The organism is Pseudomonas sp. 18058 (genome assembly GCF_902706155.1).
Taxonomy (GTDB): Bacteria; Pseudomonadota; Gammaproteobacteria; order Pseudomonadales; family Pseudomonadaceae; genus Aquipseudomonas; species Aquipseudomonas rustica.
In genome coordinates this window covers 34,277-54,760 of record NZ_CACSJY010000020.1, presented here as the reverse complement: position 1 = coordinate 54,760, position 20,484 = coordinate 34,277, and the positions used below count along the sequence as shown (strand labels likewise).

The window sequence follows — 20,484 nt, the reverse complement described above, 5'->3', positions numbered from 1 at the left end:
GGCGGCAAGCAGCGGCGTCAGGTAACCCGAGTTGCCGTTGGCGTAGGTGCTGAGTTGCTCAAGGCTGGCGCTCAGTTCGCGTTCGGCCTGCAACAGCAGCGCCTGCGGATCACCGGCCAGTTTGCCGGCGGCGAGCAAGTCGGTTTTGCTGAATTCATCCAGCTCCGCCAGGCTCGGGCGCAGCGTATCGGCCAGCGCCGGCGGCAGTTCGCCGAGTTCTTTGTGCAAGCCATCGATGGCCTGACTGGCGGCGCTCAGGCGCAAGGCGTCGCCGCTGGCGAGGTAGTCCTCGACGTTACGAGCGACCTCGTTCTGAAATTGCTGTGACAACCCCAGATACCGCTCCATCAATAGATACGGGCGTTCGAGGGCTTTTTGCGACCACCACAGCGTGGCGCCGAGTGCGACACACACGGCGACCAGCAGCAGGGTATTGAGATTGGTGAGCAACTTCAGGCGCATGACGGCTACCAACGGCAGAAATGGTAAGCGCCTGAATTTATTGCGGTTCTGTTACAGGGTTATGACCGAATCAGTGGAATCTGATGAAAAGGTGGCACTTTGCTTTGATTCCCGCGCCGACTGCACGCGATTGCGCCCGGCACCCTTGGCGCGGTACAGCGCCTCGTCGGCCTGGCTGGCCATCATCAGGCTGTCGCAGTCGTCGTGCATTTCCACCACGCCGGCGCTGAAGGTGCACCACAAATCCTGCGGTTGTGCCGGGTAATGAATCTCGGCGAAGCGCTGACGAATTTCGTCGAGCACTTTGTGCGCAGCCTCTATATCCGTGTCGGGCATGACGATGGCGAATTCTTCGCCGCCGTAACGGCCGATGAAATCGGTCTTGCGCAAACGCTGCTTGAGGAACAGCGCCAGGCTCTTGATCACGCGGTCGCCCATTGGGTGGCCGTGGCTGTCGTTGACCCGTTTGAAGTGGTCGATGTCGAGCATCGCAAAGCTCAGCGGCTTGTTCTCGCGGCGAGCGCGGAACGAGCAGTCCTCAAGCAATTGCAGAATGTGCGTGTGGTTGTACAGACCGGTGAGGCTGTCGCGCACCATCCGTGCTTTCAGATTGCGCGCGCGGGCCGCGCGGTTGCGCACGGTGGTGATCAGGTGGCGCGGCTTGATCGGTTTGGTCAGGAAGTCATCGCCGCCCTCGCTCATCGCGTCGAGCTGTTTGTCCAGATCGTCCTCGGCCGACAGATAGATGATCGGCACGCTGACATAACGGTCGTTGTGGCGAATCACTTTGGCCAGCTCGGTGCCGGTGCAGGCCGGCATGTACATGTCGAGGATGATCAGATCCGGCTGGAAATCGGCCAGTTCGGCCATCGCCTGAATCGGTTCGATCAGCGTGCGCGTGACGATCCCGGCGCTGTTGAGCAGACGCTCGGTGTGCAGGGCCTGCGCACGCGAGTCGTCGATGATCAGCACTTTATAAGGTTCGTACTGGGCGACGCAGGTGAGGACCTCGATTTTCTCCAGCAGGCTCGACGCTTCGAGGGTGCCGGTGAGGAATTCCTGGCCGCCGGCGCGCACGGCGGCAAGACGGGTCGGGGTGTCGGTTTCGTGCAGGCTGAAGAACAGCAGCGGCAGCGGTTCATCCAGACCGACCTGCGCTTCGGCGGCGAGTTTCAGGCCGATGCCGGCACCGCTGAAGTCCACGTCCATGACGATGGCGGCGGGCAAGCGCTCGACCATCGACGAACGAAAGGCTGCCACGCTGTCCAGCGCCTGTGCGCTGAGACCGAAAAATTCCAGTTGTTTGGCCAGTCGCTCGGCGCGGTCGTGATCCTGCAGCATCACGTAGATCGGCTTGCGCAGCGGCGGCAGGAAGGTCTGGTCGAGTTGATCGCCGTGACGCAGGCCGGTGCGCGACAAACGCTGCATCAAACGATTGAGGTCGGTGATCAGACCGCTGCTGAGACGGCCGCGATTGGCATCCACTGCTTGCAGCGATTGACTGATGTGGTGCGCCAGTTGCGTGTGTTCGGGCTGTTCGAAGCGCTCGGCAAAACGCAGCAGGCGCAAGTTCGCCTCGCTCAGTTCGGCGAGGTCGACGGTGGACCACTCACTGCGTTGCAGGCGCTGCCATATCTCAAGAATCTGACGTGCCTGATGAATTACCCGCTGGGCAAAGTGGTGCTTGAGACGCTCACGGCTGGGGTCTTCTGGCTCGGTCATATCCTGACTACTAGTTAGGCTGCATGCTGAGGGCGACTGGTGGCTCTATGCTAGCACCTCTTTTCCCTTACACGAGCGTCGTACTGCAATAATCTGCAATGCGTCATCATTCAGTTTCTGACCGATCGGTTTTGTTTTCGACCTGCTCGTCGGTGAAGTCCCCGTGATCTGGGGGCGTTATAGAGGCAGGATGATTTTCGGATGAGTTTTTTGCCCACGCTTTTATCATCGCGGTGAATGCGCTTTTCGATTGTTTTCAAGCGCCTGCATGCGGGTGATCGGCCCTCGGCTATCAGGGAATCCCTTAGTTCGGCGCGAAGCGTCATTCGCCCACATGATTTGCGGCTTATCTTTACGCGCGGGTGCCCGGCTCTGGCACGTTGTTGTATGGTTGTGGTCGAACCGTTGAACCCAAGTGATTGAAAGGATATCGCCATGCTGGACTGGAAAAACCGCGCGGGCAGCGCGCCTGAACGTGCCGCCGAGCCCAAGTCGGCCACCCGCAGCTATGTTGGCGGGCTGCTGTTCAGCCGCGCATTGGCCACACTGATCGGCATTTATCTGCTGGTGACCATCGGCCTCGGCTGGTACTGGAGCCAGGAGCCGGCGCTGTTTCCGGTCGCACAAAACGCGCAAGTGGCTGCCGAGAAAGAAGGCAAGCAAATGGTCATCGGCTACACCACGGTCGAAACCCTGAAGACCGTCGCGGGCACCTTGCTCAACAAACCGGGCGGTTACATTTCCAACGACCGCTTCCCGCCAGGCCTGTGGATGGACAACACGCCAAGCTGGGAATACGGCGTGCTGGTTCAGGTGCGCGACCTGACCCGTGCCCTGCGCAAAGACTTCGCCCGCTCGCAATCGCAGTCGGCGGAAGACGCCGATCTGGCCAAGGCCGAGCCGCGTTTCAACTTCGACAACAAGAGCTGGGTTCTGCCTTCCAGCGAGTCCGAGTATCAGGAAGGCATCAACTCGCTGAGCCGTTATCAGGCGCGCCTGTCGGATCCGAGCCAGAAAAACGCACTGTTCTACGCACGTGCTGACAACCTGAACAACTGGCTGGGCGATGTCGGCACCCGTCTGGGCTCGCTGTCGCAACGACTGTCGGCCAGTGTCGGTCGGGTCAAGCTGAACACCGCGCTGAAAACCGAAACCCCGGCGGTGGGTGAAGTGCCGCAGGTCGATGAGGAAATCGTCGAGACGCCGTGGATGCAGATCGACAACGTCTTCTACGAAGCACGCGGTCAGGCGTGGGCGCTGTCGCATTTGCTGCGCGCTATCGAAGTCGACTTCGCCGATGTACTGGCGAAGAAGAACGCCACCGTCAGCGTGCGTCAGATCATTCGTGAACTGGAAGCCTCGCAGGAACCGGTGTGGAGTCCTATGATTCTTAACGGTAGCGGCTTCGGCGTTTTGGCCAACCACTCGCTGGTCATGGCCAACTATATTTCCCGTGCGAACGCTGCTGTGATCGATCTGCGTCAACTGCTTAATCAGGGATGAGTCATGTCCGATAGCGCGAAAGAGGCGGCGCACCGTGCCGCCTCCGATGCCGAACAGATTGCCTGGGTCGACGAGCAGGACAACCTGCTCGGCGCTCTGGTGCGCGCCGATCTGCGCGAACGCGGGCTGATCGGTCGCGGCACTTACATCATGCTGTTCAATTCCGCCGGTGAGCTTTGCGTGCACCGGCGCACGCTGAGCAAGGCGATTTATCCCGGTTATTGGGATGTCGCGGCGGGTGGCATGGTGCAGGCTGACGAGACTTACGCCGAGTCGGCCGCCCGTGAGCTTGAAGAAGAGCTGGGCGTCAGCGGGGTGGAGTTGACCGCTCACGACCATTTCTACTTCGAAGACACCGGCAACCGTCTCTGGTGTTCGGCGTTTTCTGCAGTCTGGGACGGCCCGCTGAAACTGCAGCCGGAAGAGGTGCTGGAAGCGCGCTTTATTCCGGTCGAGCAGGTCATGCAGGAAATCCGGCAAAAGCCTTACTGCCCGGACTCGCTGGCCGCGTTGAAGCGCTATCTCAAGGCGCAACAAAGCGACGTCGCAAAGAACACATAAATTGGCGCTGATTGGCACTTAGCAATCGGGTTTTTTGCCGTTACACTGCGCGACCTTTTCAAGCTGCACCGAATAGTTTGAGGTTGGCCTGCTGACCCACTGTAGGAGCTGCCGAAGGCTGCGATCTTTTGATCTTGTTTTTCAAGAGCAGGATCAAAAGATCGCAGCCTTCGGCAGCTCCTACAGGTCAGCAGTCTCGTCGCCAAATTCCGGTGCAGTAGCGCTGCCCCTGCCTGAGTGGGGCTTCGCGGTCGATGACCTGCCCAAGGTCGCGATCAGTCTTTGTCCTCCCAAGAGGATTGCCGGTGGCCAAAAAAGCCGCATCCTTCGCCGCCCTTGGTGGCCTGGTATTTTCCACCGACGCAGGTCGTCATTGCCCGGAATGCAGTAAGCCGGTGGACGCCTGTATCTGCAAACAAACCGTGATCCCGGCAGGGGACGGCATTGCCCGCGTGCGTCGCGAGAGCAAGGGCCGCGGCGGCAAGACGGTGACCACCATCACCGGCGTGCCACTGGCCGAAGACGCGCTCAAAGAGTTGGCGACAACGTTGAAGAAACGTTGCGGCACTGGCGGGGCGCTGAAAGACGGGATCATCGAAATCCAGGGCGATCATGTCGAGCTACTCTTGGCTGAGCTGATCAAGCACGGTTTCAAAGCGAAGAAGTCCGGCGGCTAGCAGCCTCTGTGAAATCCATCTGCGGCTTGATCCGGCGCTGAATTCATTCAGATCCGGCGTCGTCTCCATGGTTTTCACAGAGCCTGTTCATGACCGGTTTCTAAACTCCACGCGGTCAGCGCGGTCTACCGCCGCGCTGATGAATCGTCATTTTCATTCTTTAGACTGCGCCAGCCTGCGTTCAGGCGACGCACTATGACTTCTTTATAGGGGACTTCGATGTCCGTACGACGCACACGTAAAGACGATGGCAGCCAATGGACAGTTGCGGACAGCCGCAGTGTTTACGGGATTCGCCATTGGGGGGCCGGGTATTTCGCGATCAATGAAGCCGGTCGCGTCGAAGTTCGTCCGAACGGCCCGAGCAGCTCGCCTATCGACCTGTTCGAGCAAGTCGACCAACTGCGCAAAAGCGGTTTGTCCTTGCCGTTGCTGGTTCGTTTCCCTGACATCCTGCAAGACCGTGTCCGCCAGTTGACCGGCGCCTTCGATGCGAACATCGAGCGTCTGGAATACCAGAGCAAGTACACCGCGCTGTACCCGATCAAGGTTAACCAGCAAGAAGCGGTGATCGAGAACATCATCGCCACCAAGGACGTCTCCATCGGTCTGGAAGCCGGCTCCAAGCCTGAGCTGCTGGCCGTGCTGGCACTGGCGCCGAAGGGCGGCACCATCGTCTGCAACGGTTACAAGGATCGCGAGTTCATTCGTCTGGCGCTGATGGGTCAGAAGCTTGGCCACAACGTGTTCATCGTCATCGAGAAAGAATCCGAAGTCGCTCTGGTGATCGAAGAAGCCGCCTCGCTGAAGGTCAAGCCACAGGTCGGCCTGCGCGTGCGTCTGTCGTCGCTGGCCTCGTCGAAGTGGGCGGACACCGGTGGCGAGAAATCCAAATTCGGTCTGTCGGCGGCGCAACTGCTGTCGGTGGTCGAGCGCTTCCGCGCGGCCGGTCTGGATCAGGGCATTCGCCTGCTGCACTTCCACATGGGTTCGCAGATTGCCAACCTCGCTGACTATCAGCACGGTTTCAAAGAAGCGATCCGTTACTACGGCGAGCTGCGCAACCTCGGTCTGCCGGTCGATCACATCGACGTCGGTGGCGGTCTGGGCGTCGACTACGACGGCACGCACTCGCGCAACGCCAGCTCGATCAACTACGACATGGACGATTACGCCGGTGTCGTGGTCGGCATGCTCAAGGAATTCTGCGATGCGCAGGCCCTGCCGCATCCGCACATCTTCTCCGAAAGCGGCCGCTCGCTGACCGCGCACCACGCAATGCTGGTGGTGCAGGTGACTGACGTCGAGAAGCACAACGACGAAATCCCGCAGATCGAAAATAAAGAAGCGCTGCCGGAAACCGTGCAGTGGCTGGTTGACCTGCTCGGCCCGACCGACATCGAAATGGTCACCGAAACCTACTGGCGCGCGACTCACTACATGAGCGACGTGGCTGCGCAGTACGCCGACGGCAAGCTGACCCTGGCCGAGAAAGCCTTGGCCGAGCAGTGCTACTTCGCCGTGTGCCGCCGCCTGCACAACTCGCTGAAAGCCCGTCAGCGTTCGCACCGTCAGGTGCTCGACGAGCTCAACGACAAACTGGCCGACAAGTACATCTGCAACTTCTCGGTGTTCCAGAGCCTGCCGGACACCTGGGCGATCGATCAGGTACTGCCGATCATCCCGCTGCACCGTCTCGACGAAGAGCCGCTGCGCCGTGCCGTGCTGCAAGATCTGACCTGCGATTCCGACGGCAAGATCAATCAGTACGTCGACGAGCAGAGCATCGAAACCAGTCTGCCGGTACACGGTTTGAATGAAGGCGAAGACTACCTGCTGGGCGTGTTCCTCGTGGGCGCCTATCAGGAAATCCTCGGCGACATGCACAACCTGTTCGGTGATACCGACTCGGTGAACATCTACCAGAACGCCGATGGCAGCGTGTACCACGCCGGCATCGAGACCCACGACACCATCGAAGACATGCTGCGTTACGTGCACTTGTCGCCGGAAGAACTGATGACTCACTACCGCGACAAGTGCGCCAGTGCCCGCATCAGTGCCAGCGAACGCACGCAATTCCTCGATGCCTTGCGTCTGGGTCTGACCCGCTCCTCCTACCTGTCTTCCTGACGGCAGGTTGTCCTTAAACCGGGTTGTCTGAAATTTTCCCCGCAGGCTGTGGAAAGTTCGGATAACCCGGTGGGACATATCCCAACTTCCCCGCGAAATCCTTGGCCATCCCGGCCAGCAAAGTCATCCGGTCTGCTTTTCGCGTAGGTCATTTCCTAAGTTGTACTTCGGCACTCTACTCAGCCATGGGTCTCGGCGAGAATCCCCGGCCGCCCCTCCTGTAGAGATCCGCCTATGTTTGATCCAGTCAACGAGCCGACCTTTCGTCTCGATGTAGCGGGTCTGTCCGACGCCTTCGAAGTGCTGGCGTTTACCGGTAACGAAGCCCTCAGCGAACCCTTTGCGTTTGAGATCGATGTGTTGATCGACGATGTGCAACTGGATCTCGCCGGTCTGCTGCACCGCTCGGTGTTCCTGCATTTCGATGCGCTGCGCAACGGTGTGCACGGGCAATTGCACAGCCTGGTTCAGCACGAACATGGCCCGGGCGTCCGCCTGTGTCGCGCGCGGTTGGGGCCAAAATTGAACTGCCTGGCGTTGCGTTTCAGTCAGCGGGTGTTCAGTGGTTGCTCGGTGCCGCAAATTCTTGCGCAAGTGCTCAAGGAACACGGGATCAGCGGTGGGCAGCGACGCTTTGAGCTGGGCGGCGACTATCCGCCGTTGGCGTTCTGCACCCAATACCGCGAGTCCGACCTGCAACTGCTGCAGCGGTTGTGCGCGCAGGCGGGCATCCACTATCACTTCGAGCATCGGCGTGACGGCCATTGTCTGGTGTTCGGTGACGATGTCGCGCAATTGCCTCGGGCCGGTGCCGCGCAATTTGCTGACGTGATAGAAGACGAAGCGCCAGCGGTGCGTCGCTGGCAATTGCACAACGCATGGTCGCCGAGCGAGGGCGGTACGCAAGCGGCGCAGAGGGCCGAGGGCGAAACCGATCTGGCCTGCTTGCGCAGTGGCCGCTGGTTGCCGCTGGCGGGGCATCCATTTGCCGAGTGCAATCGTGAATGGCTGCTGTCGCGCGTTGAACATCACGCTGACATGTCCCTCGAACAGCCTTACGCCAACCGGATTTTCGCGGTCTTGCAGGATGCCGCGCCGGTACCGGAAACCGTGCCCGCGCGCCCACGCATGCACAGTTTGCAACGGGCCTGGGTGGTGGCGGTCGACGAGCCGCGTCCGGATCGCTCGCGGCCGGTGGCGGTGCAATTCGACTGGCTGTATCAGGGCGAAGGCGCTGCGGCCAGTCATTGCTGGCTGCCGCTGGCGCCGGCGTTGGCCGACCAGGCGTTGCCATTGCTGCGCGAAGGGGTCGAGGTGGTGGTGAGTTTTCTTGAAGGCGATCCGGATCAACCGGTGATCAGCGGGGTTTTACAGGCGCCGCTGGCCGATGAAGAGCCTAAGCAAGATACCCCGTTGCCGGAGCAGATCATCACCGAAGGCCTGCCGCAATGGCTGAAGTCGGCGCAACCGTTGCTGCTGCTGTGCCTGATCCCCGGCGGCGGCAGTTACAGCCATTGTCGCGAATCAATCTGCAGCTGCCGGTTGGTCAGTGAACTCGACCCGAGCGGTCGCGGATGAGCGACGTCATGCTCGAACCGCTGGCGCAATGGCTGCTGCTTGATGTCCAGGAAGCACCGCATGCGCTGAAGAATCTGCGTGAAGAGTTTGCCGGCTTGCGGCACTTCTGGCTGTTCGATGCCACGGAGTTTCAACCGCTGCGCGAGCACGGGCCGTTGTTGATCGAGTTGCACGACAGCGAGGCGCTGCTGGAATGCTGTCAGCGCGACCCGCAGACCTGGCGCGGCTTGCTGCTGGACAGCGAAGTGTCGAGCGCGGAATTGCTCCTGCATTTGCGGCGCATGCTCACCGTGTCGTTCGGCCTGCATCACCGGGCGCTGCTGAGTTACTACAACCGCCAGACCGCCAGCTATTTCTTCGACGCCTGTGATGCCCGCGAATTGAGCCGCTGGCTCGGGCCAATCCAGCAGTTACGTTGGTACGGCGGCACCTGGGCCGACCGGGCAATCGGCAGTCACGGCTGGCAGCAATTGCGCAATCCACGCTTGGCGGTGGCGCCGCTCGGGGTTGAAGAAAATCTGACCGCGCAGCAACGCGAGCGCCTGCAAACCTGTCTGCTGGAGCAGCACATCTGGCGCTGGTGCCAATCGCTTGGAACCGACTACGCGGCGATGGCCTCCCATGTTCAACAAGGTCTGGCGCTGGGCTTCAGCGACCGTGGCGTGCTCGACGGCTGGTTGTGGCTACGCTTGCTGCATCCGCGCGCTGTGTTGGTGCCGCCACCGGCGGGATTGACCCAGCAGGAAGGGCTCGACCATGTGCGTCGTCAGTGGCAGAACGATCAACCCTGAATCAGAGGTTCGGCATCCATGGCAGGCACTTTTCGGCAACGGTTTGGCACGCTGATCGGCGGGATTTTACTGTTGGTGCTGGGCGGTTGCTCGCCGGTGAAAGTGCTCAATGCCCTGACGCCCGAAGATACCTTCGATAAAACCGCTGGCATTGCCTACGGTGACGATCCACGGCAGAAGCTCGACGTCTATGTGCCGCGTCATCCGCTCAAGGATGCGCCAGTGGTGGTGTTTTTCTACGGCGGCAGCTGGAATACGGGCGACCGAACGGATTACACCTTTGTCGGCGAAGCGCTGGCGTCGCGCGGAATTGTCGCAGTGGTTGCGGATTATCGGCTGTATCCGCAGGTGCGTTATCCACTGTTTCTTGAAGACGGCGCGCGGGCGGTGGCGTGGGCCAAGGCACACATCAGTGAATATTCCGGCAACCCGCAGCGCCTGTATTTGATGGGGCACAGCTCCGGCGCCTACAACGCGGCGATGCTGGCGCTGGATGGCGATTTGCTGGGGAAGGTCGGCATGTCGCCGAAAGATCTCAGCGGATGGATCGGTCTGGCCGGGCCGTATGATTTTCTGCCGATCGAGAACCCTGATGTGCGCCCGGTGTTCTTCTGGCCGAATTCGCCGCCGCAATCGCAGCCGATCAATCACGTCAGTCGCGGCGCGCCACCGGCGTTGCTGATTGCTGCGAGCAAGGATGATCTGGTCAACCCGACGCGCAACACCGGCGGCCTCGCTCGCAAACTGCGCGAAGCCGGGGTGCCGGTGCAAGATTTGTATTACTCGCGGCCCAACCACATCACATTGGTGGCGACACTGTCACGACCATTGCGGCGATTGGCGCCGGTGCTCGATCAGGTGGTCGGCTTCATCGAGCACACGCCCACTCAGTGAGCGCCGCCGTTGAACCAGCCGTCATTGCGTTTGAGCCACAGCGCTTGCGCGCCGAGCGTCAGGCTGCGCAAGACCATGAACAGCAGAAACGTTATCCACAGGCCGTGATTGCCCAGACCTTGTAGCGCCCAGGCGAAGGGCAGCAGCAGAACCACGGTCATCAACATGCCGTTGCGCATTTCCCGCGCGCGGGTGGCGCCGATAAACAGGCCGTCGAGCAAGTAGCTCCACACCGCAATCAACGGCAGCACGGCGAGGTAGGGCAGGTAGATGAATGCGGTGTCGCGCACGCTCTGGATGTTGGTCTGCATCTCGATAAACAGATGCCCGCCGAGCAGAAACAGCACGGCAAAACCGACGCTGGCGATCAATGACCAACCGCCGGCCACCACCAGCGATCGACGCAACGCGAGGCGATCACGCGAGCCGATGGCGTGGCCGCAGAGGGCTTCGACGGCGTGGGCCAGACCGTCGAGGGCGTGGGCGGTCAGCAGCAAGCCATTGAGCAGCAGCGCGTTGGCGGCGACGGTGGCATCACCCAGCCGCGCGCCTTGCACGGTGATCAGGAAAAACACCGATTGCAGGGCGAGGCTGCGGATGAAGATGTCGCGATTGACCGCCAGCAACGGGCGCCAGCTCTGCCACAGCTTCAACGCCGCCCAGGCAATGTGCCCCGGATACGCACGCAGGGCTTTGCGGGTCATGTAGAGGCCGAGCAGGGCGCCGCTCCATTCGGCGATCACCGAAGCGCGGGCCGAACCGACCACGCCCCAGTCCAGACCGATGACGAACCACAGATTGAGGGCGATGTTGATCAGGTTGGTGCTCAGCAGAATCGCCAGCGGCGCCCGCGCGTTCTGCGTGCCGAGGAACCAGCCGACCAGCGCATAACTGGCCAGCGCCGCCGGCAGGCCGAACAGCCGCGTATGGAAAAACTCCCGGGTGAGCTGATCCAGCTCCGCCGACGGCTGCATGAAATGCAGAGCCACGCCGCTCAACGGCACGCCGAGGGTGCCGAGCACCAGCGCCAGACCCATCGCCAGCAGCAGCCCTTGCAAGAGAATCTGCCGCAACGCCGCGCCGTCACTGCGCCCGGCTGCTTGCGCGGCAAAACCGGTAGTGCCCATGCGCAGAAAACCCATGGCCCAGGCGAGAAAGGTGTACAGGCTGGCGCCGACTGCCACGGCGCCCAATTGATGGGCGTGGGGCAAATGGCCGATGACAGTGCTGTCGACCAGCGCCACCAGCGGCACGGAAATATTCGAAAGGATCATCGGCGCAGCCAGCGCCCAGACCTTGCGGTGAGTCGGGCGGTCGCGCCAGTCGGTGGTCAGGTTGGACATGCGGGCTCCTTGGGGGAGCGGCATTGTAGCGATTAACGCAATCCCCCTGTAGGAGTGAGCCTGCTCGCGATAGCGGTGTGTCAGCTAGAGATGTTTCAACTGAACCACCGCTATCGCGAGCAGGCTCACTCCTACAGGAGGGCGGTGGTGTCAGTGAATAATCCAGCTCAGCAACCACAACCCCAGCAACAACCAGATAATCCCGGCAATGATCGACGCATTCATAAACGCCCGAATCGCCGACCACAACAGCATCAACCCGACAATCAGCGCGATGATGCTGATGATCGACGTGTCCATCCCCAGCGTCTTCGCCAGCCCGTCGACAAAGTTGCCGCCGGCATTGCTCAGAATATTGAACAGCCCGCTGAGGCCATCGACGATAAAGCGGATCACCGACCCGAGCGCCTGGCCGAGCCATTCGAAAAAGCTTTCTACCTGCATGTGTGCATCCTGATGAAAGAGCTGAGCCTTGGGCCACAACGCAGGTGGCCGAGTTCCCTGCCACGAGTATGGCCCAATGCAACGCCGAACGGAAAACCTGTAGGAGCTGCCGCAGGCTGCGATCTTTTGATGTTGTTTTTCAAGATCAATGTCAAAAGATCGCAGCCTGCGGCAGCTCCTACAGAGGGCCTTGCCTTCAGCGGGCATCCGCTTGAAGCTATACGCCTTCAGGAGAGCCCGATGAACCTTGTTGAACTGACCGAACGCCTGCACGCCATTCGCGACCGCAATGACTGGCGGCAATTTCACAGCCCGAAAAACCTCGCCATGGCCGCCAGCGTCGAGATGTCTGAGCTGGTGGAAATCTTCCAGTGGCTGAGCGAAGACCAGTCGCGCCAGTTGCCCGCTGACAAACTCGCCCATGCCGGGCAGGAAGTCGGCGATATCGTGCTGTACCTGTTGCTGCTGTGCAGCGAGTTGGGGTTGGACATGAATGAAGTGGTGCGCGCCAAGCTCGCCGACAGCGAACGGCGGTTCAGCTGATGAGCGACCGGCATTTCGATCAGTTGGCGACGCGTTTCGCCGAAAAAATCTACGGCGGCGCCAAAGGCGCGATTCGCCTCGCGGTGTTGCAGGCCGACCTCGTTGAAGCGCTGCCGGATCGGCGGTTGCGTGTGCTCGACATCGGCGGTGGTCTCGGCCACATGTCGCTGTGGCTGGCCGAGCGTGGCCACGAGGTGACCTTCACCGAGCCGGCCGAACCGATGCTCGAAGGCGCGCGCCAGCGTTTCGCCGAAGCCGGGCAGACCGCGACGTTTATTCAGGCACCGTGGCAGGAGTTGCTCGGGCAACTCACCGAACCGTATGACCTGGTGATCTGCCACGCCGTGCTCGAGTGGCTCGCCGAACCCCACGCGATCCTGCCGGTGCTGCATCAATTGACCAAGCCCGGCGGCTGGCTGTCGCTGGCGTTCTACAACCGCGACGCGCTGATTTACCGCAACCTGCTCAAAGGCCATTTCAAGAAAATGCGCAAGAACGACATGGCCGGTGAAAAGCAGAGCCTGACCCCGCAGCAGCCCCTCGATCCACGGGAATTGGCAACGCAACTCGAAGGGTTGTGGCAGGTCGAAACTCAGAGCGGGATCCGGGTTTTCCACGACTACATGCCGGTAGAATTCCAGGCCCGCGCCGAACTCGTCGATTTGCTCGAGATGGAGCTCGCTCACCGTCGCCACCCAAGCTTCGCCGGGCTTGGGCGTTACTTGCACTGGATCTGCCGGCCGATCTGATCGGAGCGCGAAATGAAAGCTCAATCCGGGTTATTGCTGATCTGTCTGGGGTTGGCCGCCTGCGAGGGCAGCAACCCTTATGTGGCGCAATCGCGGCCCTTGCCGCCGGCGCCGCCGCAAGCCGCCAACACCTTTGATCGCAGTGCTTATCCGGCGCCGCCGCGTGATTACGGACGCTATCGCAGCTGGGCCTGGCTCAACGGCCAATTGCCGCCGGGCACGGCATGGGCGGATTCGGCGCAAGTGGCCGAGGCAGTCAGCAACGCGCTGGATCAGCGAGGTCTGCGCCCGCTGCACGACAATCGTCCGGCCGACCTGTTGGTCAGCGCCAATCTGAGTCTGCAAACACGCTTGCGTCAGGTGCAGGACGATTACGGCTACTACGGCGGCGGATACAGTGGCTATGATCGTTATGGTCGGGGTTACGGGATGTACAACAGCGTGCCGATCGTGCGCACGTACTCCGAACAAGTGGTCGTCGTTCAGGTGGATCTGTTCGACGCCGGTACCGGACAACCGGTCTGGAGTTCCAGCGCCGAAACAGGCACCCGTGGCAACCAGAGTGATCAAGCCGATTCGATCCGGGAGGCTGTGGAAAAGGCCATGTCGGCGTATCCTCCCAGTTAGCTTCTTGCAAATGAGAAGCTTGTGCAGGTCATGTCTTCTACCGGAGAAAAACCATGTTCCGTCGTCTCGCCTTACTGGCCATGGCCGCGTTGCTCAGCGCCTGCGCCGCCAATCAGGTCAATCATGACTTCGACGCCAGCCGCGATTTTGCTGCGTATCGCAACTGGAGCTGGAAAGAACCCGCCTTGCAATATCGCCCGGATGATCCACGGATCAAAAGCGACCTGACCGAGCAACGCATCCGCCAGGCCGTCACCGATCAACTCGATCAGCGCGGTTTGCGCCCGGCCGCTGCCGGGGCCAAAGGTGATTTGAGTGTGCAGACTTACTTGATCGTCGAGGATCGTCAGCAGCAAGTGACGACCAACTACGGCGGCGGTTGGGGTGGCCCGTGGAATGGCTACTGGGGCGCGCCGATGTACAACGAAACACGCAACATCACCTACAAAGTCGCGACCATCCAGATCGACTTGCTCGACGGCAAGGACGGCAAACTCGTGTGGCGCGGCAGCGACGAGCAAATGCTCGCCAGCAAACCGAATCCGGAAGATCGCAGCAACGCCATCCGCGAGACTGTCACCCGAATCCTCGCCAACTACCCACCGCGCTGAAATCCCAATCCCTGTGGGAGCCGAGCTTGCTCGCGAAGACGGTGGGTCAGGCAGATAAATGCTGAATGACCCGTCGCTTTCGCGAGCAAGCCCGCTCCCACAGGTTTTTGGGGTGTTCACAGAATTTGTGCGCACCTCGGTCATTGTAGGAGCAGAGCTTGCTCGCGAAGACGGTGTGTCAGGCAGATCAATGCTGAATGACCCACCGCTTTCGCGAGCAAGCTCGGCTCCTACAGGTTTTTATGGTGTTCAGAAGAATTGTGCGCACCTCGGTCATTGTGGGAGCCGGGCTTGCCCGCGAAGAGGCCGGCACATTCAACATTGATTTGGCAGACAGTCCGCTTTCGCGAGCAAGCTCGCTCCCACAGGTTTTTGGGGTGTTCACAGAATTTGTAGGCACCTCGGTCATTGTGGGAGCCGGGCTTGCCCGCGAAGAGGCCGGCACATTCAACATTGATTTGGCAGACAGTCCGCTTTCGCGAGCAAGCTCGGCTCCTACAGGTTTTGTGCTGTGTGCGCTGGCGTGTTGCCAGCAGTGTTGCTCGGCGGCGTCTACACTCATTTTCATCAATGGAGGTTGCGCTCGGCAGTGCGCCGGCAAAGGAGTGCGCCATGTCGCCTCGTTCGCAGTTCAATGGCCCGGCCCGGCAACGCGGGGCGATCGGGTTGATGGCGGCTGCCACCTTGAGTGTGGCGCTGGTGGCGATGCTGTTGGTGGTCGACACCGGGCGCTTGTACATGGAGCAGCGCAAATTGCAGCGGGTGGTGGATAACGCCGCGCTGGAAGCGGTGAGCCGTGGCGGCAATTGTCTGCCCGGTTTGACCGCTGCCACTTACGCCGGGCAAAGCGCGGTGCGTAATGGTTTTACCGTCGATGCCAACAACACCCTCGCCACCACTTGCGGATCGTTAGTTACTGCCGCAACCGGACTGCGCACCTTCACCGCCGATGCCACGCAAGCGGCAGCAGTGCGGGTAGTCGGCAGTCACACCCTCACCACCAGTTTTGCCGGCGGCGTGCAGGCGTTGTTCAGCGGCACGGCGGTCAGCCTCAACACCACGCTCAACGCCACGGCCGTCGCCGCGAAACCCCAGCCGACCATCGCCCAACTGAACATTCGCAGCACCTTGGCCACGATCAATACCGCGCAATCGAACATCCTCAATCCGCTGTTTTCCGGGCTGCTGGGCGGCAACGTCAACCTCACGGCGCTGGGCTGGGACGGCTTGCTCAAAACCGATATCAACCTGCTCAGCTACCTCAACCAATTGGCGATCAACCTCAATGTCGCCGCCGGTAATTACACGCAACTGCTTAACACCCAGGCCACGGTCACCCAACTGATTCAGGCCGCCGCGACGGTGGTGCAACTCAACGGCGCGACGGCGGAGGTGATCACTGCACTGGGCCAGTTGCAGGTGGCGGCGATCAACGCGGCGCCGGTCAAACTTGGCGATATTCTGCAATTGCAGACCGGCACCACGGCGGCGGGGCTCGACGCCAATCTGCAACTGCTGCAACTGGTGCAGGGCGTGATTCAACTGGCCAACAGCAAAAGCGCGGTGGCGGCGACGTTGCCGATCAGCGTGTTGGGGCTGGCGAATGTCACGGTGAAAGTGAAGGTGATCGAGCCGCCGCAGTTTTCTGCGATTGGTGATCCGGCGCTGGCCAAAGTCGATCCGCTGGGGGCGAACCGGATTTATGTGCGCACTGCGCAAATTCGCACGCTGATTTCAACGAATCTTCCGGTGCTGAGCGGCGTGACCGGGCTGACCAACGCCGTGCTTGGACTAGTCGGTGCATTGACGCCGACGCTCAATGCGCTGCTGAGTCTGGACTTGGTCGGCACGCTGAACTCGCTGGGCTGCCTGCTTGGCGCGGGTTGCGAGCAACTGGATCCGCAACTGCTGCCGACGCCGCGCATCGACATCAGCCTGGATGTTGGCGGTGCGAAAAGTTATGTCACCGATTTCCGCTGCCCGACGGGCGCTACCGGCACCAAAAGCCTGACCGCCCACACCATCACGTCGATTGCCGACCTCAAACTCGGTAAGATCGACGCGAACAATGCGTTCTCTTCGGCTGCCGAACCGACGGTGGCGCCGTTGGCATTGATCGATCTGGGTATCGTCACCTGCCACAAAATCCTCGGGCTCGGAACCTGTGATGCATCCACCCACGTCCCTTTCGGCGCCGGCGGTATCGGCATCATGCTCGACACCAGCGTCGCGCAAAACTCGCAGGATCTGGTGTTCTCCAGCTCAACGCCGTTCGCCACCCCGGCCAACCTGAAATTGCCGCCGAGCATTCAGGCGGCCGTGCCGACTACCAACATCGTCAACAGCCTGTCGAACACGCTGGCGGGGGTTAACCTGATTGTCTATCGACCGCTGGGTAGCAATCCGTTGGGTGCCATTGTCACGGGCGTCGCCTCACTGATCAGTGACGTCACCAACCGTTTACTCCCAGCGGTCACCGCTGTGCTGAGTCCCTTGCTGGATCCTATTCTCAACAACCTCCTAAAAAGCCTCGGCATCAACCTGATGGACGTCGACGTCGGCGCCAACATGACCTGCGGGCAAACCGGCAAAGCCTATCTAGTCATCTAATCGTCCGCCGAAATCGGTAACTCAATACAAAACCGCGCGCCCTCGACCGAGTTGCGCACGCTCAAAAGCCCACCCATGTTGTCGATGATCCCGTAACTCACCGACAGCCCTAACCCCGTGCCGACACCAATAGGTTTGGTGGTAAAAAACGGCTCGAAAATCCGCTCGAGCAAACGCGGGTCAATGCCGCCACCGTTGTCCTCGACCCACAGCCTGACCTTCTCATCATCACGCTCGGCATAAATCGAAATCCACGGTTTGAAGCTCGAATCCTTCTCACGCTTGCTCAACAACGCATCGCGGGCGTTGACCATCAGGTTGATCAACACCTGCTCCAGCTGATCGACGTAACCGCGCACCTGCACCTGAAAACCGGTGTCGCTGATGCGCAGATCCACGCCTTTACCGCGCATGCCTTCAGCCAACAGTGACAGGGTGCCTTCGATGGCCGAAGTCGGATTGAACAGTTGCTGCTCGATCTCCGAACGGCGGCCGAACACGCGCATGTGATCGACAACCTTGGCCGCGCGCTGCACCTGCGCGTCGATGCGGTTGAGTTTGTCGGTCAGGTAATCGACCTGCACATCGCCATTACTCAAGCGCTTGAGCACGTTGACGATAGCCATGCGCATCACGTTCAGCGGCTGATTGATTTCGTGGGCGAGCCCCGTGGCCATCTCGCCGAGGGTGGCCATTTTTGCGCTCTGCGTGAGCTGCTGCTGCGAGCGGCGCACTTCGGTGTTGTCGCGACCCACCGCTTGCACTTCGATCAACTGCCCGCGCTCATCGAACACACCGCGATCCGACCACACCCACCAGGCATGTTCGCGGCCGGGTAATTGCAGGCTGATTTCGGCGGTGCTCACCGGGTTTTCCGGGGTCAGCAGCGTCAGGCGCTGGACGAAAGCAGCGCGCTGCTCGTCGGACATCCAGGTGCCCAGATCGATACCCGGCAATTGCTCTGGCGTGCATTCCAGATAGTTAGCCAGTGGCCGGTTGCCGAAAGTCAGGGTCAGATCAGGGCGATAGCGGCAGATCATCGCCGGTGAATCTTCGACCAGAATCCGGTAGCGCTCTTCGCTTTGTTTGATCCGCTCAGCGGCCAGCGTCGCATCGGTGACATCCAGCCACAGGCCAACAGCTTCGACCGGCAAACCGAGGTCGTTGCGCAGCAGTTTGGCCTCGTCGAGCAGCCAGTGATAATCGCCACGGCTGTCACGCAATCGATAACGCGCACGCACCGAACCTTCGCGCAGCAACTGCCGAGTACGCTGGAAATACACCTCGCGATCTTCCGGGTGCAGGCGTTCGATCAGCTCTGCCGCGCTGCAATCTTCCAGACGCAAACCGAGCAGCGGTTGCAGGCTGGCGCTGAAAAACGCTGGTTGCAACGCACCTTCGGCGTAGTGCTGCACGTAAATTACCGCCGGTGAACTGGCGATCAGATTGTCCAGCCGCGCATGGGCGGCGGCGGCCAGTTGTTGCTGGTTTTTGATGTCGCTGATGTCGAGCATGAAACCGACCAGACGCCGGTGTTCGGCGCTGCCGGTGACTTGTCCTTGCACGCGAAACCACGTCGGCGCCTGCTCGTTATCCGCAGGGTGCAGACGCACGCTCAAGGTCAGCGGCTCGCCGCGTTGTTGCAGGGCGTGCAGACAGCTGCGCATTTCCTCGCGATCGGCAGGATGGATCTGCGTCAGCCATTCTTCCTGGGTCAATCGTGTCGCCTGCAGATGCAGGGCGGCCGCCAATGACGGTGCCAATTGCACCGCATCGCCGACACCGGGGATTTCCCACCAACCGGTGCCGAGCAAGGTCTGTAGGGATTCCAGACGTTCGTGCTGGCGATGATGCTGCTGCTCACGCAGACGCCCGAGCAACGGCGCCGCCAGTGAACTTGCCAGCCACATCCAGTCGCGCACGGTCAGATAGGGCGCAGCGTGATCAACGTCGTAAAAACCGCAGAGCAGCCATGCGACCACGCCGCGATCATCGCTGTAGGGCACGGCAAAACCGTCGGCGTTGCCGAAGATAATCTGCACCCGCGAATGTTCGTTGAGGCCGTGATGCGCATCGAGTCGCTGCGGCGCGGTGCCGTTCAAACTGTCCAGCGGCGTGCCCAGTCGCTGACCGTCGTGCCACAGCGTCGGCGCGTCATGGGCCTGGAACTGTCGATAGATTTGCCAGCCCTGTTCCTGTTCATCGAGCAGCGCCAATGCCAGACAAGGGATGTGCCAGCGCTGGGCGATGACTTGCAGTTGTTCGCTGACAATCACCGGCAAACGCAACGGGCCGCAACTGCGCAATTGTTCGCTGATTTGCCCGGCGATCACTTGGCAGGCGTCGTGGTGGCGCGCTTGCTGGCGTTCGATGAGCAAGTCGGCGATGTCCATCAACTGCAACAGCCAGCCGTTGCCCCAGCGCTGCGCCCAGCCGCGCAAATGCAGCACCTGATCGCCGAGGCAGGCGAAGTCGAGATCGAGCAGTTGCCCCTGCCAATCACTCGGCTGGCCCTCGATGGCCAGGCAACTGTGGGCGAGCAAGTAGTCGCTCAGTGGCAATGGTTGAGCGTGAGGTTTCTGTTGTTCGAGCACATGACGCAACGGCCCGGCCATCTGCAATACCGCACCGTCATCGTCGAGATGAATGTGCAGGCCCAGCATCGGCGAGACCAGAGGCTCCAGCGGTTCGTGAGCGATGATCGCTGAACGCTTGAGCAACCGCCCGAAAAGTTTATCGCCCGCCGTCAAAATTGCAGACTCGATTGGGCGGTCAGATTGGTCGGCAGGCTGGGCACGGTGCCAACTCCCGGCAGCACCAGAAATGGCAGCACTTGATTGAGCTTGCTGACCGGGTAATTGACGCTGACGGTGAGCGTGCCGTTGAGACCTTTAGTGCTGTCGAAAACCGCGCTGGTATCGGTGCCAATCACCAAATTGAACGACGACGGCACCCAAGACAGTTGTTGAGTCAGCGCTGCATTCGCAGCATTGACGACCGCCGTCGCATAACCGGGCGTCATCGGGTCAATGGCGACGCTACGGCGCACGGCTTCAGCTGTGGCCTGATTGAATGATTGCATCATCACGAACGGCAGGCTGTAGCTGATCAAGCCGTAAAACACCGCAAAAAAGATCACGAACACCAAGGCGAACTCAATCGCCACCGCACCTTTTTGCGACTTCCGAAAGCCGTTTTTCATGAGTGCGTCTACCCTGACAGTCACTGCGTAGTAT

The 20,484-nt window shown here is 60.7% G+C and carries 17 protein-coding genes; 12 read left to right on the top strand and 5 right to left on the bottom strand.

Annotated features, from left to right (window positions below):
- Positions 1-513: 513 nt before the first annotated feature.
- A complete protein-coding gene (gcbA, locus tag GVL50_RS13385) occupies positions 514-2,184 on the bottom strand; it encodes a diguanylate cyclase GcbA (RefSeq protein ID WP_159813509.1) in 1,671 nt (556 codons plus the stop codon).
- Positions 2,185-2,619: 435 nt separating this feature from the next.
- Between gcbA and GVL50_RS13380 the strand changes: the two genes are divergently transcribed.
- From GVL50_RS13380 to GVL50_RS13350, 7 genes are all read left to right on the top strand, one after another.
- Positions 2,620-3,687 (top strand): DUF2333 family protein, encoded by a 1,068-nt coding sequence (locus GVL50_RS13380; protein WP_053116908.1) that lies wholly within the window; start codon positions 2,620-2,622, stop codon positions 3,685-3,687.
- A gap of 3 nt (positions 3,688-3,690) precedes the next feature.
- Positions 3,691-4,248, top strand: coding sequence for an NUDIX hydrolase (locus GVL50_RS13375; protein WP_053116909.1), 558 nt, complete (start codon positions 3,691-3,693; stop codon positions 4,246-4,248).
- Positions 4,249-4,553: 305 nt separating this feature from the next.
- Positions 4,554-4,925, top strand: a complete 372-nt coding sequence (locus GVL50_RS13370) for a translation initiation factor Sui1 (protein WP_007914613.1) — start codon at positions 4,554-4,556, stop codon at positions 4,923-4,925.
- Positions 4,926-5,144: 219 nt separating this feature from the next.
- On the top strand, positions 5,145-7,058 hold the full coding sequence (gene speA / locus GVL50_RS13365) for an arginine decarboxylase (RefSeq protein ID WP_053116910.1): 1,914 nt from the start codon (positions 5,145-5,147) through the stop codon (positions 7,056-7,058).
- A gap of 234 nt (positions 7,059-7,292) precedes the next feature.
- Positions 7,293-8,636 (top strand): contractile injection system protein, VgrG/Pvc8 family, encoded by a 1,344-nt coding sequence (locus GVL50_RS13360; protein ID WP_159813507.1) that lies wholly within the window; start codon positions 7,293-7,295, stop codon positions 8,634-8,636.
- Positions 8,633-9,427: a DUF4123 domain-containing protein gene (locus GVL50_RS13355; protein ID WP_159813505.1), complete on the top strand. Its 795-nt coding sequence runs from the start codon at positions 8,633-8,635 to the stop codon at positions 9,425-9,427. Before GVL50_RS13360 ends, GVL50_RS13355 begins: the two co-directional genes overlap by 4 nt.
- Before the next feature lie 18 nt (positions 9,428-9,445).
- Entirely contained in the window at positions 9,446-10,321 is an 876-nt protein-coding gene (locus GVL50_RS13350; protein WP_159813503.1) for an alpha/beta hydrolase, read from the top strand.
- On the opposite strand, the gene GVL50_RS13345 is transcribed toward GVL50_RS13350, so the two are convergent.
- Together GVL50_RS13345 and GVL50_RS13340 are read right to left on the bottom strand one after the other, a co-directional pair.
- Positions 10,315-11,664: an MATE family efflux transporter gene (locus GVL50_RS13345; RefSeq protein WP_159813501.1), complete on the bottom strand. Its 1,350-nt coding sequence runs from the start codon at positions 11,662-11,664 to the stop codon at positions 10,315-10,317. The genes GVL50_RS13350 and GVL50_RS13345 overlap by 7 nt on opposite strands.
- A gap of 150 nt (positions 11,665-11,814) precedes the next feature.
- Complete coding sequence (locus tag GVL50_RS13340) at positions 11,815-12,108, bottom strand: hypothetical protein (RefSeq protein WP_007914623.1); 294 nt, start codon at positions 12,106-12,108, stop codon at positions 11,815-11,817.
- A gap of 240 nt (positions 12,109-12,348) precedes the next feature.
- Between GVL50_RS13340 and GVL50_RS13335 the strand changes: the two genes are divergently transcribed.
- From GVL50_RS13335 to GVL50_RS13315, 5 genes are all read left to right on the top strand, one after another.
- Complete coding sequence (locus tag GVL50_RS13335) at positions 12,349-12,651, top strand: MazG-like family protein (protein ID WP_053116915.1); 303 nt, start codon at positions 12,349-12,351, stop codon at positions 12,649-12,651.
- Positions 12,651-13,400, top strand: coding sequence for a methyltransferase (locus GVL50_RS13330; protein ID WP_159813499.1), 750 nt, complete (start codon positions 12,651-12,653; stop codon positions 13,398-13,400). The genes GVL50_RS13335 and GVL50_RS13330 overlap by 1 nt, the downstream gene beginning before the upstream one ends.
- 12 nt (positions 13,401-13,412) lie before the next feature.
- Complete coding sequence (locus tag GVL50_RS13325; protein WP_053116917.1) at positions 13,413-14,027, top strand: DUF4136 domain-containing protein; 615 nt, start codon at positions 13,413-13,415, stop codon at positions 14,025-14,027.
- A 53-nt stretch (positions 14,028-14,080) separates the two neighbouring features.
- Positions 14,081-14,638 carry a DUF4136 domain-containing protein gene (locus GVL50_RS13320; RefSeq protein WP_053116918.1) on the top strand — a complete coding sequence of 186 codons (558 nt, stop codon included), beginning with the start codon at positions 14,081-14,083 and terminating at the stop codon, positions 14,636-14,638.
- A gap of 612 nt (positions 14,639-15,250) precedes the next feature.
- A complete protein-coding gene (locus GVL50_RS13315; protein WP_159813497.1) occupies positions 15,251-17,248 on the top strand; it encodes a pilus assembly protein TadG-related protein in 1,998 nt (665 codons plus the stop codon).
- Here GVL50_RS13315 and GVL50_RS13310 read toward each other — a convergent pair.
- Both GVL50_RS13310 and GVL50_RS13305 read right to left on the bottom strand, forming a co-directional pair.
- A complete protein-coding gene (locus GVL50_RS13310; protein ID WP_159813495.1) occupies positions 17,245-19,998 on the bottom strand; it encodes an ATP-binding protein in 2,754 nt (917 codons plus the stop codon). The genes GVL50_RS13315 and GVL50_RS13310 overlap by 4 nt on opposite strands.
- Entirely contained in the window at positions 19,995-20,450 is a 456-nt protein-coding gene (locus GVL50_RS13305; RefSeq protein WP_159813493.1) for a TadE/TadG family type IV pilus assembly protein, read from the bottom strand. The genes GVL50_RS13310 and GVL50_RS13305 overlap by 4 nt, the downstream gene beginning before the upstream one ends.
- Between the last annotated feature and the right edge of the window lie 34 nt (positions 20,451-20,484).